Origin of the sequence: Lentihominibacter faecis (assembly GCF_014306095.1) — a bacterium.
In the GTDB taxonomy this organism is placed as follows: Bacteria; Bacillota; Clostridia; order Peptostreptococcales; family Anaerovoracaceae; genus Lentihominibacter; species Lentihominibacter faecis.
In genome coordinates, this window is record NZ_JACRWC010000078.1 from 1 (window position 1) to 15,028 (window position 15,028).

The 15,028-nt window shown below is 49.3% G+C and carries 11 protein-coding genes; 9 read left to right on the plus strand and 2 right to left on the minus strand.

Going from position 1 to position 15,028, the window contains the following annotated elements; translation table 11 throughout:
* Positions 1-232: 232 nt before the first annotated feature.
* Complete coding sequence (locus H8876_RS06260) at positions 233-490, minus strand: IS3 family transposase (RefSeq protein ID WP_283241767.1); 258 nt, start codon at positions 488-490, stop codon at positions 233-235.
* Between the two features lie 261 nt (positions 491-751).
* Here H8876_RS06260 and H8876_RS06265 point away from each other — a divergent pair, with 261 nt between their 5' ends.
* On the plus strand, positions 752-1,513 hold the full coding sequence (locus tag H8876_RS06265) for a TraX family protein (RefSeq protein ID WP_249287018.1): 762 nt from the start codon (positions 752-754) through the stop codon (positions 1,511-1,513).
* Here the strand turns inward: H8876_RS06265 and H8876_RS06270 are convergent.
* Complete coding sequence (locus H8876_RS06270; RefSeq protein ID WP_249287019.1) at positions 1,510-3,234, minus strand: S1C family serine protease; 1,725 nt, start codon at positions 3,232-3,234, stop codon at positions 1,510-1,512. The genes H8876_RS06265 and H8876_RS06270 overlap by 4 nt on opposite strands.
* A gap of 210 nt (positions 3,235-3,444) precedes the next feature.
* Between H8876_RS06270 and H8876_RS06275 the strand changes: the two genes are divergently transcribed.
* From H8876_RS06275 to H8876_RS06310, 8 genes are all read left to right on the plus strand, one after another.
* Entirely contained in the window at positions 3,445-4,446 is a 1,002-nt protein-coding gene (locus tag H8876_RS06275) for an Hsp33 family molecular chaperone HslO (RefSeq protein WP_249287020.1), read from the plus strand.
* 11 nt (positions 4,447-4,457) lie between these two features.
* Entirely contained in the window at positions 4,458-4,880 is a 423-nt protein-coding gene (locus H8876_RS06280) for a YwiB family protein (RefSeq protein WP_177264248.1), read from the plus strand.
* 138 nt (positions 4,881-5,018) lie between these two features.
* Positions 5,019-6,536, plus strand: coding sequence for a DUF1846 domain-containing protein (locus H8876_RS06285; protein WP_249287021.1), 1,518 nt, complete (start codon positions 5,019-5,021; stop codon positions 6,534-6,536).
* 17 nt (positions 6,537-6,553) lie between these two features.
* Positions 6,554-7,504, plus strand: coding sequence for an AEC family transporter (locus H8876_RS06290; protein ID WP_249287022.1), 951 nt, complete (start codon positions 6,554-6,556; stop codon positions 7,502-7,504).
* 48 nt (positions 7,505-7,552) lie between these two features.
* A complete protein-coding gene (locus H8876_RS06295) occupies positions 7,553-8,395 on the plus strand; it encodes a 3-hydroxybutyryl-CoA dehydrogenase (RefSeq protein ID WP_249287023.1) in 843 nt (280 codons plus the stop codon).
* 1,257 nt (positions 8,396-9,652) lie between these two features.
* Positions 9,653-12,361, plus strand: coding sequence for a hypothetical protein (locus H8876_RS06300; RefSeq protein WP_249287024.1), 2,709 nt, complete (start codon positions 9,653-9,655; stop codon positions 12,359-12,361).
* A 237-nt stretch (positions 12,362-12,598) separates the two neighbouring features.
* Positions 12,599-14,035 carry a transcription termination factor Rho gene (gene rho / locus H8876_RS06305; RefSeq protein WP_249287025.1) on the plus strand — a complete coding sequence of 479 codons (1,437 nt, stop codon included), beginning with the start codon at positions 12,599-12,601 and terminating at the stop codon, positions 14,033-14,035.
* A gap of 6 nt (positions 14,036-14,041) precedes the next feature.
* On the plus strand, positions 14,042-15,028 hold a 987-nt coding region (locus H8876_RS06310; protein ID WP_249287026.1), incomplete at its 3' end, for a DUF1385 domain-containing protein.

Consider the following 15,028-nt stretch of genomic DNA (forward strand, 5'->3'; position numbering starts at 1 on the left):
ATTATAGGCTATATTTTATGACATTTCAATATAATTATGCGGTGTTTTTCATGACTTTTCAATGCAATCCAGGGCGCAAATTTATGACATTTCAAAAGCCAGTTGTACTTGTCAAGTCTGGTGGATACAAAAAATGTTTTTTGTGATATAGCTTTTTCGTTTGTAGACACAGGAAGCATTTTCTGTGTTTTTTCATTTACGGAAGTGGACACGATGGATGCAGCCCTTCCAATTACTCGTTTCCTTTGTCCTTCATTCTTCGGCTTCGGATGAACTTCGGCTCCTCTGTCAGAGTTCTCCTGGAAAAGATGTCTTTTTTCTCCAGTTCTCCCCGTTGGTAGCGGCGGTAATAGTTATCCGGTGTATCATACCCAAGGGCATAGCCGGGCCGCTGTCTGTTGTAAAACTTCACATAGCGCTCGATCATGTCGATGAATTCTTCCCGGCTTTTACACTCATTAAGTTTGAAATCGATGTCCTCTTCGGTCAGCTGCCCGCTAGCTCAGGATTTATTTGGTAAACACATCGAAGTAGAAAGTCACTTCAAAGTAGAGGTACCAGATTCGGGTATTTGTCCTTCACTTTACGCTTTCTGGATCGTTTCTTATGCTTCGTCTCCGACTTGATCCCTGGATACCGGAAATGATTTAAAATCTTAAACTATTTTTAAGGATTTCATACTTTTTTCTCCGGGTGAAATCGAGTATAATTGTGGAACGAATAAGTCCAGTATAGATGAAGGAGAACCGGTATGATGCAGAACAAGCTTGAGAAAAATCCGCAGAAAAGCGTGCAGATAAAAAACTGGCCGGAAAAGATCAGGATCTTTTCCGGCGCACAATTGAAATACCTCGCATTTATATCCATGCTGATCGATCATGCGAACAAAGCACTGATCTATCCCAACCTGGATGGAAGTGCAGGATTACAAATCATCAGCGATCTCTTTGACATCCTGGGGCGGATCGCTTTCCCGTTATTCATGTTCCTTCTGGTGGAAGGGTACTTCAAGACCCGCAGCAGATGGAAATACCTGTTGTATTTACTAGGATTCGGTGTGATTTCCGAAGTGCCCTTTGACCTGTTTACAACAAGTCAGGTCTTTGAACCCAACTGGAACAACATCATGTTCACGCTGGCAGCGGTGCTGATCACCATCTGGAGCATCGACACATTACGAGAAAAAATGGATCGTCTTCCGAAGCTGCTGTGGTATCTGGCATCCGTTGTGATCGTGGCGGTGATGTGCTTTGCAGCCATGAATCTGGGGCTGGATTACGAGCATCACGCCATCCTGATCGGCTATTTCATGTACATTTTTCACCAGCGATACATTCTGTCGATCCCGTTCAGCTTTCTTTCCATGTACAAGGAGCCGTGGGCGCTGCTGGGATTCGCGCTGACTCTTACATACAATGGCAAGCGGGGCAGGCAGTATAAAATCATCAACTACTGCTTTTATCCGGCGCACCTGCTGATCCTCGGTCTGCTGCGGCTGTATCTGGGGATTTAATTGCTCGCCTTCTTTTCTTCCAGCGTCAGCTTGATTTCCTTGGTCTGATTACCGCGTACTATCGTGTAGGTCAGCTTGTCACCTACTTTGTGGGAGGTGACGATGGAAGACAGCGTATTGAAGGAAGTGATCCTGGTTCCGTCTACGGCATATACCAGGTCGCCAGACTGGAATCCGGCTTTTTTCGCATTGGTTCCAGTTACTTCCTGGATGTAAACCGCTGCGGAAGAGCTCTGGGACTGAGAATCCTGACTATTGCCGAAGAATTGAGCTGCCCCGTTTCCCTGACTGGATTCCGCATAGCTCATGCCGGTGGATGGCTGATCACTGACATATCCTTTATCCATAAGCTGCTGTGCCACATCAGCTGCTTTGTTGATCGGGATCGCAAACCCCAGACCTTCTACGTTGGATCCGGAGGATTTTGCAACGACGATGCCGATCAGCTGCCCGTCGCCGTTAAACAGGCCGCCGCCCGAGTTTCCTGGGTTGATGGAGGCATCTGTTTGCAGAAGCGTCATGGTCTTACCGTCGATGGCAAGTTCTCTGTCCAGTGCACTGATGATGCCGGCGCTTACCGTTCCGCCAAGTTCTCCAAGCGGATTTCCGATGGCAACCGCCATATCGCCGACTGCCAGCTGATCACTGTTTCCATAAGTTGCAGGTGTCAGATTCTTGGCGCTGATTTTTAAAACTGCGATATCGGTGATGCTGTCTGTGCCCACCAGCTTGGCTTCGTATTCCTTGTCATCCGAAGTCGTAACGGTGATTTTGCTGGCTCCGTCTATAACGTGGTTGTTTGTCATGATGTAGCCGTCTGCCGTCATGACCACACCGCTTCCGGCACCTTCTGTAACGTACTGCTGCATCCAGGCATCGGCGGAAACGCTCTCGGTCTTGATTTCCACCACGCTGTCCTTGGTTTTATTGGTGACTTCCTGCACCGTCATTTTGCTGCCGGTAGCATCTTCCAGTTTATAGCCGTTCTTGGATACGCTGGCGGTTTTACTGGAACCGCTGTGTCCTCCGTTAAGAGCATTGGCGAGATAAGATCCGCCAAATCCAAACAATGCAGATACCACTACACATAATGCGATCAGCAGTGCCAGAGACTTGCGGGTCAGGGAAACCGGTCTGCCTGGCTGGCGAGGTTTTTTAGGTTTTTTCACGCCTTTGGCCCGGTGAGTCCTGGTCACGCCGTCGCTGCTGCTCCAGGAACTGGTGCAGGCTTCGCCGCCTGACTGCTGCCCTGCAAAACCGTGTCCGCCTGGCTGCTGTCCGTAATAGCGCTGACCGGACTGCCCGGCGTGATCGTTCTGTCCGGGATTCTGGTGCTGACGACCGTAGTTGCTGTAATGCATATTACCATTTTCGTCTACATATCCAGTGTAAGGAGAACCTCCAAAGTTGTCTTTTACCGAACCGGGACGATTGTGCTCATTATACTGATAAGAGCTCGTGCCGGGTTCTGTGTTGCGAAAAGCCTCCCGCGGATCGCGGAATGCTCCTTTTTTCTCAAAATCATTTGATGCGCCAGGAGCCGCTTCCTGTGCGAAATCCTCCTGATCGCCCGGCGGCGCAGCCGCCTTTGCAGGATCTTCCGGCATGTCGGACTGGTTTTCAGCCATGTCGGGCTGGTTTTCAGCAGCCTCTGATTCCGCTGCGTCGTGCATGACGAAGTTCGGTTCGTATCCGGAAGGATCTGTTTTCTTTTCATCCATATCTATACCTTCTTTCTGTTCCGTCAGTTTCCTCTTTTTGACATTGATTTCTCTGAAATGTTAAATTTTCCAAATCTTCATCCTAAATATACAAATTGAATATGATATTTTCGTGTTGAAAATATGTGAATATCTGAAGAAAAGGTTAAACATTTTACACATAATATGATAAAATCTAATACGTATATAACATAAAGGAAGAGTAAGATCATGAATAAAGCATTAATAGCAATAGATAGAAGTAAATCGTTTCGTGTGTATCTGACCATTTCCACTGATCTGGTGCAGGAGGCTGCGAAGATCCACGACACCACGCCGCTGGCATCAGCAGGTCTTGGACGGGTGCTGACAGCCGCAGGGCTGATGGGCATCATGCTCAAGGATGATGACAACAAGCTGACCCTTCACTTCAAAGGAGACGGACCGGCAAGACAGATCCTGGCAACTGCATACGGCGATGGCAGAGTGAAAGGCTACATATCCAATCCATATGTGGATCTGCCCTTAAACGACCAGGGCAAGCTGGACGTGGGCGGTTCGCTGGGAGTCGGAGATCTGACAGTCGTCAAGGATCTGGGGCTGAAAGAACCGTACACAGGGACTATCGCTCTGGTGGACGGCGAGATCGCAGACGATCTGACCGCGTATTTTTATATTTCGGAACAGCAGAATTCCTCCGTTGCGCTGGGCGTGAAGGTGGAACGTGATCTGAGCATCGGTGCTGCCGGCGGAATGATCATTCAGATGCTGCCGGATGCACAGGAAGGGGCTGTCGATGCTCTGGAAAAAATGATAGGTGCTATGCCGCCGCTGACGACGCTGATCAGCGGTCTTTCCGGAGCTTTCGATCCGGAAATCGACCGGCTGGCTGAAGCGGCTTCGGCAGACGATAGCGGACAGCCTGCCGGGGAGACTTTGCAGGCAGATGCAGAAAACCAGGAAGCAAGCGAACGCCTTGCAGCACTTTTGCAGGAAATCTTCAAGGATGTTCCGGAGGAATATCAGCCGGAGATCCTGGCAGAAAGAGAGATCCGCTGGGAATGCGACTGCAGCCGGGAGAGGATCGAAAGTGCGCTTTTGACCATTGGCCGCAGGGATCTGACGGAGATCATCGAGGAAGATGGAGAGGCGGAACTGCAGTGTCAGTTCTGCTGTAAAAAATATCATTTCAACAAGGATGAACTGGTAGAGATACTGGATCGCATGGGATAGAGGTGAATGAAATGAAAGAGGTAATGGTAAAGATCACGACGAATCAGGTCAACGAGCAGGGTGAAGAGGATATCATGGAATTCGTCACGGAAGCCAAGCTTTACAAGCGAGGCGAGGCGGTGTATCTGATCTATGAGGAAACGGAGCTTTCTGGGATCCCCGGCTGCCGGACGAGGCTCAAGTGCAAGCCGGATGAGGTGCAGATGAAACGGTACGGGGAAGGCGCAGGTATCGGGAACGAGATACGTTTCGAGCGGGGAAGACGGTATTCCGGCCTTTATGATACGCCGTTTGGAGCGATCGAGCTTGAAGTGCTGACAAACAGGCTGGAAAACAATCTGACCGAGGGCGGCGGAAACCTGGATATTGATTACAGCATCAGTCTGAAGGGACTGATGGAGGGTCACAACCAGCTGAGCATAACACTGATGTAGTAAAGAAGGTGAAAAATTATGATGAGTAAAAAAACGATCAAAGTGATCACTATCGCCATCGTTGTGGTGATGGTCGTAACGACATTGACAATGGCAATCGCATATTTATAGTAGATAGAGAAGAGTTTGGAGGAAAAGATGACGGAAATAGGGTTTAGTGCGGAACAGTATATCGAGGAGCAGTCAAAGTATATCCTGCAGCGGATCAATTGTGGAAACAGCGAGAGACTGTATCTGGAATTCGGAGGCAAACTGGTGCAGGACAAACATGCCATGCGCGTGCTGCCGGGGTTTGATGAAAACGCCAAGATCAAGCTTTTGCAGAAGATGAAGGACAAGGCGGAGATCATTATCTGTATTTATTCCGGGGATATCATGACCAACAAGACGAGACAGGATTTCGGCATTACCTATGACCTGGAAGTGCTGCGGCTGATGGATATTTTCCGCAAGCACGATCTGGTAGTCAACAGCGTGGTGGTGACGCGCTATGAGGACAACTCTCCGGCGGTGGACAAGTTTATAAACAAGCTGGAACGCCGCGGGATCCGGACCTATAAGCATCGGTTCACCAAAGGATATCCCACTGACGTCGACACCATCGTAAGCGACGAAGGCTACGGCGCCAATCCGTATATCGAAGTGGAGCGGCCGCTGGTGGTCGTAACGGGACCGGGGGGCGGCAGCGGCAAGCTGGCTACCTGTCTTTCTCAGCTGTATCATGAAAACAAGCGGGGACGCAAAGTCCGTTACGCTAAATTCGAAACGTTCCCGATCTGGAATATCCCGCTCAAGCACCCTGTAAATGTGGCGTATGAAGCGGCGACTGCAGATCTGAAGGACGTCAATATGATCGACTCTTTCCATCTGGAAGCTTACGGGGAGAAAGCGGTCAACTACAACCGTGATCTCGAGGTATTCCCGGTAGTGAAGCGGATCATCGAGAAGATCACAGGGGAAGAATCAGAATACAAATCGCCGACGGATATGGGCGTCAACAGGGCAGGCTTTTGCATCACCAATGATGAAGTGGTGCGTGAAGCGGCTGACCAGGAGATTATCCGCCGGTATATGATCGCACAGTGCGATTACAAAAAGGGAAAAATAAGCGGGGAGACGGTGGAACGCGCTAAGCTGCTGATGGACGACATGTCCCTTTGCGAGGAAGATCGCAGAGTGGTGCTCCCGGCAAGAGAATATGCGGAGCAGAAAAAGGCGTGTGATGAGAGATACGCTAACGTGGTCGTTATGGCACTGGAACTGCCGGACGGCAAGATCATCACGGGAAGAAGTTCTCGCCGTATGGTCGCTGCAGCCGCCGCCGTCCTTAATGCCATCAAATACCTGAGCGGAATGGCGGATGACCTGTATCTGATCTCGCCGGGCATCTTAAAGAGTATCCAGGATCTTAAGGTGGATGTGCTGGGCGCCGAAAAGACGAGTCTCAACTGTGAAGAGATCCTGACAGCACTGACTATTTCTGCCGTGACCAACCCGTCTGCGGCAAGAGCGCTGGCCAAGGCTCCACAGCTGAAGTCCTGCCATGCACACTGCACGGCTATCCTTAGCGACAAGGATGAAAGTACGTTAAAGGCGCTGGGCATCGATGTGACCAGCGATCCAGAATATATTACCAACAATCTGTATTACAGTTAGATCGCAGGAGTGTATCGATGTACGGTAGATATTTTGTGCTTTTCGCGATCCTGTTCACGGGATGGTTTCTGCGAAAAATCAATTTTATCGATGACAAAATGGATCACAGCATCAACAAGCTTGTGGTCTATTTTGCGTATCCATGCCTGATCGTCCACAACATTGGCGAGCTGGATCTGACGGCGGATGTCCTGGCGGATTTCGGGCTCACTTTCGTGCTGAGCCTGGTGGTTTTTTACCTTTACGGTTTTTTCTGCAAAGGCTACGCCCGCCTGCGGAAATATCCGAAGAATGTTTCGGGTATCGCAGAGTTTGCCATGTCCATGCCCAACAATGGCTTTATGGGATTTCCGGTGGCTCTGATCTTCTTTGGGGACAGCGGGCTGCTGTTGATGCTGGCTCACAATGCGGCCATGAACTTTTTTATTTTTACTTACGGGGTCAAGCTGCTGCGGGATATGAAGACGGACGATCATCCGCCGATGACGCCGAAACGTTTTATTACGGCGGTGGTCAAGCTGCTGCTGAATCCTAACATCCTGGCGCTGTTTATCGGATTCGCATTCAGTATGCTGGGAAATGGTGTGCCGGGAGTACTGGACGAGTATCTTTTATATATAGGCAACGTATCCACGCCGATGGCCATGATTTTCATTGGATCGACGCTGACCAACTATAAATTCAGAGATATCATCCGTAGTGTCGTGACCATTGAGGGAAGTGCCGTCAAGCTGCTGCTCCTGCCGCTTTTGACGCTAGCGGCGGTGGCATTCCTGCCTATCGATCCGTTGATTAGGTCGATCCTGGTGCTGGGGATCAGTTTTCCGACAGCGGCGACAGTTTCTATGCTGGCGGAGCAGGAAGGACTGGATGCAGGTGTTGCAAGTAAGATTTTGTTTTTAAGCACGGTGGCGTCCATCGGGACGGTGCCGCTGCTGATCCATATTATCCAACTGGTGATCATGTAATGGTATCCGCAAGGTTGCGGGATGCTGGAAAGAAAGGAAACGCAGGCTATGAAAAAGACAGGTGTGCTTGGTGCAGGAACAATGGGTGCTGGGATCATCCAGGTAATGGCACAGAGCGGGTATGAAGTAACGTTTATTGAACAGAAGCAGGAGTTTGTCGACCGGGGCCTTGAAAAAATCTCAGGTGTACTGGAAAAGGCTGTCAAGAAAGGGCGGATGAGTGAAGAGGACAAGACGGCAGCGCTGGGACGCATCAAAGGCAGCACCGACATGGGGGATCTTCACGATGCGGAGATTGTTGTAGAGGCAGCAACGGAAAATGTGGAGGCAAAGAAAGCCATGTTCCGTCAGCTGGATGAAGTCTGCCATCCGGATGCTATCCTGGCGACCAACACGTCGGCGCTTTCCATCACGGAGATTGCAGCTGTGACCGGTCGGCCGGAAAAAGTCATCGGCATGCATTTCTTTAATCCGGTGCCGGCTATGAAGCTGGTGGAAGTCATCCGCGGATTATCCACTTCCGAGAAAACGACTGAGGCCATTATGGAACTGGCAGGATCCCTGGGTAAAAGCCCTGTTAAAGTGGAGGAAGCTCCGGGATTCGTAGTAAACCGGATCCTCATCCCGATGATCAATGAGGCCGTCGGCATCCTGGCAGACGGCGTGGCAGAGGCGGAAGATATCGATAAGGCTATGAAGCTGGGAGCAAACTTTCCGATGGGGCCTTTGGCGCTGGGCGATCTGATCGGACTGGATGTGTGCCTCGCCATCATGGAAACCCTTCACCGGGAATACGGCGAAGACAAGTACCGTCCGCACGTATATCTCCGCAAGATGGTCCGCGACGGCAAGCTTGGGAGAAAGACCGGAGAAGGATTTTTCGAGTATTAAAAATCTTGATTAAGAAGAATGGTAAAGATCGAACCTCAGGGAACCGGGGCTCGGTCTTTTTCTTTTTGGTACGGGCTGTGGATGTTGGGTGTCTGAGGCTAGTTGAGGCACTCATTTTCTTGATCTGAGGGGATGCGTTCATCCTTAAAGGGCTTAATTCCGGAAATAAAGATGAAACCGGGTAAAATGGGCTGGTGTTTTAAGGGGCTTCATCTTTAAACTGGCGGTGCTGGCAGTTAGGGATGAAAATCCGCCTAAATTTTGGTAAACTTTCATCCATATTTCGGCGATTCTGAGCCGCAGACTGTATCGGAATGCTTTCTTTTGTTTGGCTTGTGGATGCTAGCTTCGCAAAGTCCTCGTCACCGACAGGGAAGGGCGCTTACTCGCAGCTCGCGGAACGGCAGCAAAACTCGCGTCTCCGGCACTCAAACATTGCTGCCGTTTGTCCGCTCGCCTTGCTCTTTTCGCTGCTTCCTGCTGTGGCTCCTGCGGAAATCGCTCCGCCAGCATCCCCAGGCCATATCGATAAAGAAGCAATGTGTTTTACACCAGGAGACTCGATCCGTAGCCGCCTGCAGTTTTACAGCTGACCCAAAATCTTCGAATCAATCTTTTTCGGTGTGTTTTCGAGAATTTAAAATGGTAGCACCTTGAGAGGATATCCAGGATTCTTCGTATGAGAAGAAATTTGGTACAAAACGAGAATATTACGGCGATCGCTTGGAGAGTAAAAGGTTTGTACCGTGCAATTTTCTCTAAATCCTTAGAAAAAACGATAAAGTAAAGAATTGGAGTATATAGTCGCTATGTAACTGCCACTTGGATTCTCGATTTACATTGAATTTCCCGGCAAACGAAGATTTAGCAAAAATTATGTCAACCACTACCGTAATTTTTGGCAGAAGCCACAGAGCAGCGAGAGTAAGGCGAAAGCGGTAGCACCATACTACGCAACAGGAGTAAGCGTTGGCAAATCTCCGAGTCGCAATACGTATTGTGATGGGAAAACTGTTACGTTAACATGATCAACAGTTAAATTAATATTTGCAGACCATAATATTGTGTGGAGTAATGAAGGCAGAATTGACGAAGCAAGCCATACGAGACAAAAATAGTCTAAAATCGTCTAAAAATAATTGACAGAGGCGTCTAATTGTGATAAAAAAGGATTGCGCCTCTCGCTAAGGGGGGGTACAGATAAAATGTATGGAAGGATAACGGAGCAAAATGAAACTTCAAGGAATAAGAAAAGGGATGGCTTTGAGTTTGGCGATCCTGATGCTTTTTCTCGCGCTGGGAAGCGGTACAGCCGTATGGGCGGCAGAAGCGACAGGTTCATCAACACTTGAGCAGCATTTAGAAAAAGGATATGTAACGCAGCAGGATCTGCGAAGTGCACCGCACAATGTAGAAACGGAAGATGCAGCGATCCCTGCAAAGTATTTTGAGTTCGTTTGCGTTAATCATCATGCGGACGGTTCGGCCTGTACAGATCTGCAGACAGCTTCCATTTCTTCGATCAAAGGTGGTAAACTGCGCAACAATGTGCCGCTGACCTTGAAAAATAACTCAGATGTGAGACACACCTTCAGCCGTGCTCATATCGGAAATACTGCCGTTTACTTCGTGGGAACGCTTACGATCCTTGAAGATGACGGCACTGAGCAGGAGTATATCTACTATACCACCGATAAAAACGTTACAAACAAGACGGCATATGCGGTTTTAAAAAATGGTGATAAAATCACGCTGGAATACACCCACGGCAAAGATCATACTGTAGAATACCAGTTTAAGGATTCTGATGGCAATGTGACGAGTGAAGGTCCGGACGGCTGGAGCCTGGATCAGGTCTTTGGAGCCGACCGCCCGCTGGAAGTGGCCGACGGCCATAGTTACAGCGATACGGTGACGATCCCGCGAGGATATAAGGCGACCGTGACTGTCACGAAAAAAAGCGACGGAAAAGATCGCTATACTTCTAAGCTGGGTGAAATGATGTCGTATCAGCGAAATAAGAATAGTATTTTCCTGGCGAAAGGAAGCCCGGATACTACAAAACTTTCAGATTTCATTTCACTTGATAATATTACAGGCGATGATGTGGTGACACTGCAGTATGAGAAGATCGATCAGTTTACCTTTGATGCATCGGAATGGGCGCAGACCGTGTATGCGAATACAAGAATGGTCGTTTATGATGATAATAATAAAGAGGCATTTGGAAACATTAGACCGGATCTGTGCCGAAAGACCTTTTCTGCCCAGGACCACAGCTTCTCCTGGGACTTTGGGGGCTGGACGGCGCATCAGGTTACTTGGGAACTGGATCAGCTGCAGATCAACGGAGAGCCGGTAACGGTGCCGATGGTAGATGTCAAAAGCGATAAAACAGTAACAGAAACAACAACACTTTCCACGGGGACGAAAATCACGATCAGTGTGACTTCCAACCGAGGTGATAATGGAAGCTCGGCTACCCGAAGATATCGTATGGATGTGGAGAACTGCTATGAAAACCTGACTGTCAGCGCAGGCAACCTGGTCGGTCATTATCACAAGGAGCTGGTATTCAAGCACCTGAATGGTGTAAGCGATCCGGAGTATCAGACCAGAGACGGGCAGGGAAGCTGGATCGCTTTAAAGCCAGGCTCGCTTGTTGAAAGGGTATCAGGCGGGAGCTACTCTGATCCCATACGCTTTAAGAAAGCGGACGGCTATCAGATGCCTCATATATCCTACACGAAAAAAGACGGCACGAAGCTTCAGGAAGATGATGATCTTAAAACAGGAGAGGATGCTTTCGTACAATACCTGATCAAAACCGAGACCGGTTTTAAAGGCGTCTCCTACGAGAACTGGCAGGCCAGCAGCGACGGTTATTACTATTTCTGTGGGACAGAGGCTTTGCAGAAGTATATGAATGCCGCTCCTGCACAGGGCGTTGTGCTGGTCAATATCCAGGCGTCCCCGATCAAATACGGCATCAACTATGTATCGGGAGCTGGGCGCACGCAGGATGGCGTGCAGATCTCGCCGAACCTCACAGATATCGAGGATATGCCGGCCTATCAGAATGGCGGGGAAAACGGATACAACTGTGAAAATCACCAGAAAGTTTTGATTTCCAACCAGCAGCCGGTGGACAAAACCGGCAGCTTCATATTCGATCACTGGGAAGTTCTGACTGCGGAAACACGAGATGACGGAACGGGATATCCGACCGAAACTGTCAAGACATTGGCAGACGGCAACCCTTTGACCTATGCCGAAGGTGAGTCGCTGCAATGCAGCGGTGCTTCTATCGCCGCGGTGCAGGACTGCCTGTATTATGATCGTGACAAGGATCGGAAGATCCTGACTTTGCGTGCTGTATGGAAGAAGAGAGAGGAAAGAGACGCCATTCCGTATATGGTAAATTTCTACGTTTCTTATAAAGAGAATGGAGAAACGGTGACCAAGAAGATCAAATCCAGAACTCATATGGTCAATCCGGGCGCCAAGATCGTGGCGGATCTGTATCAGTATGAAGACGGCAAGAAGCAGCTTTCTGCCAACATCCAGAATGTGCTCAGCGGGGATAATGAGACGGGATCTGCCTATGACGGGGAATATCGTATTGACGATGAGAATACAACGAAGGGGATCGATAACGTAACAGTGGATAATAATACCGTCAATATCTATCTTGTCAAAGTGGAGAAAGAGGATCCGAGCAAGCCAAGCGATCCTGTGACACCGATAGACCCATCCAAGCCGACAGATCCGAGCCAGCCGACGGACTCTTCGCAGCAGACAACATCAGCCGCGACGTCCTCTGCACAAAGCAGCAGTCAGCAGACCGCAGACGACGCAGCAGCCACAGGCGATAATTTCGCACCGGCCCTCTGGATCGCCATCGCAGCAGCCGCACTTGCCGGCATTGGAGTAGTCTTAGCAGGCTCTCGAAGAAAGAAACAATAGCTGAGGCTATACAAATAGTGAGGAATGTGATTTCAGCTCGATTCTAGGCATACTGCCGGGGATCCGGGCTGAAATCTTTTTTCTCGCTGATTTTTCTCCGCTGTCTTGTATACTTTTCAAAACAGGTGTATATTATATAGAAGATTAGGGTATTTGGATTCCCGAAAGACCGATCTAAGATTTTTTTACACTCTAAAAATACAACCCACACCAACGAACAGAAAGGATTCACATAATATGTGGAAAACATTGGACGAGAAAACTCTGAAGTCCAAGAAAGTGGTCGAATTGCGTGAAATCGCGAAAACTTTCGGACTGCAGGGGTACGAGAAAATGAAAAAAGCTGATCTGATCGCAAATCTGATGCGTGAAGATCCAAAAGAAGAAAACAGTAACAAAGACGATCACGATAAGTCTGTTCATAGCCGGGATCCGCAGCCGGGCAGCAACCACGAACCGCGGGAACCACGTGAAAGCCGCGACAACCATGAACCACGGGAACCACGTGAAAACCGTGACCACCATGAACCTCGTGAAACCCGCGAAAGCCGCGACGACCGTTTCGAAGTGGAAGGCATTCTTGAACTGGCAGAAGACGGATTCGGATTCCTTAGATTTAACAACTTTCTGACCAGCGAAAAAGATATTTATGTGGCTCCGGCTCAGATCCGGCGTTTCAATTTAAAGACCGGTGATAAAATCAAAGGAATTTGCAGACATCCTAATGACGGAAACCGCTTCGGCGCACTGCTGTACGTAGTATCCGTCAATGGAGATGAGCCGGGAGCAGCTATCAAAAGACCGGATTTCGAATCGCTGACTCCGATCTTCCCGAACGAACGGCTGGTTCTGGAGGACGGCAGGGACCTTTCCCTGCGCCTCATCGACCTGGTGGCACCGATCGGAAAAGGACAGAGAGGACTCATAGTTGCACCGCCGAAAGCCGGTAAAACAGTCCTTCTTAAAAAAATCGCAAACAGCATCGAAAAACATTACCCGGAAACGGAACTGATCGTGCTGCTGGTAGACGAGCGACCGGAAGAAGTTACGGATATGAAGCGGAGCCTCAAGAGTGGAGAAGTGATCTATTCCACCTTTGACGAAATGCCGCAGCATCACGTTAAAGTGGCGGAGATGGTTCTGGCCAGAGCACAGAGACTGGCCGAGCACGGCAAGGATGTGGTGGTTCTGCTGGACAGTATCACCAGACTGGCGAGAGCCTACAACCTGGTAGTGCCGGCATCAGGCAAGACCCTGTCGGGTGGTTTCGATCCCGGAGCTTTGTATAAGCCAAAGAAGTTTTTCGGTGCAGCCAGAAATCTGGAAGAGGGCGGCAGCATCACGATTCTGGCGACGGCACTTGTGGAAACAGGAAGCCGTATGGACGATCTTATCTTTGAAGAATTCAAAGGGACAGGAAACATGGAACTTCATCTGGATCGCAAGCTTTCAGAGAAGCGTATTTTCCCGGCTATCGATCTCAACAAATCAGGGACGAGACGAGAAGATCTGCTGATGAACCAGGAAGAAATGGAAGCCATCTGGCGCATGAGACGGGCGCTGGGTAATCGGGACAACCAGGAAGTCACCGAAATGATCCTGGACAACCTGGCACATACACGAGATAACAAAACCTTTATTGAAGTGATCAAGAAGATCAGATTAGAAGGATAACACAGTATGGATTTAAGCAAGATTTTCTTAAAAGACGCCTGCCCGACCAAGATGGGCGGACAGGCTGTTATGGAAGGCATCATGATGAAAGGCGAGAAAAAAACAGCTCTCGCCGTGCGTCTGCCAAATGATGATATCCAGATCAAGACCGTTCTGACCAAGGTTTATGGCAAATGGACGAAGATCCCTCTTTTGCGCGGAGTGGTGGCATTCATTGATTCTATGGTGATCGGTACGAAAACTCTCATGGACTCAGCAGAAATGCTGGAGGTCGGCGACGAAGAAGAATACGAAGAAAGCCGCTTCGAAGCCTGGCTCAATAAAAAATTCGGAGCCAAGGGCGCATGGAATCTGATGATCTATTTTTCGGTGTTCCTGGCACTGGTCTTTACGGTGGGAATATTTATCATCCTGCCGACCGGCGTGGTGAACCTGATGAAGCTGTTTACCGACAGCGTGTTCTGGCTCAACTTTGCAGAAGGCGTATTTCGGATCTTGCTCTTCGTAGCATATGTCTGGCTGATTTCCTTTATGGGAGAAATCAAACGGGTCTTTCAGTTCCACGGTGCGGAGCACAAAACGATCCATTGCTTTGAAAACGGACTGGAACTGACCCCGGCCAACTGCCGGCAGTTCCCTACACTACACCCGCGGTGCGGGACCAGCTTTTTGATGTTCGTGTTTATCATCGCGTTTGCACTGCATTTTCTGCTGGGATGGCCGACCCTGTGGCTTCGGATCGTCACCAGACTTCTGCTCCTTCCGGTGATTGCAGGACTTTCCTATGAACTGCTCAAATGGGCCGGAAAAAGCGATAACATCGTGGTAAAGATCCTGAGCCTACCGGGATTGTATCTGCAAAAGATCACGACGAAAGAACCGGATGACAGCCAGCTGGAAGTAGCGATCGCAGCGATCCATGCCGTGTGCGATAAAAAACCGTGCGGCACTTATACGATCTGCAAAGAAGACGTCGGACATTACGACTGTCTC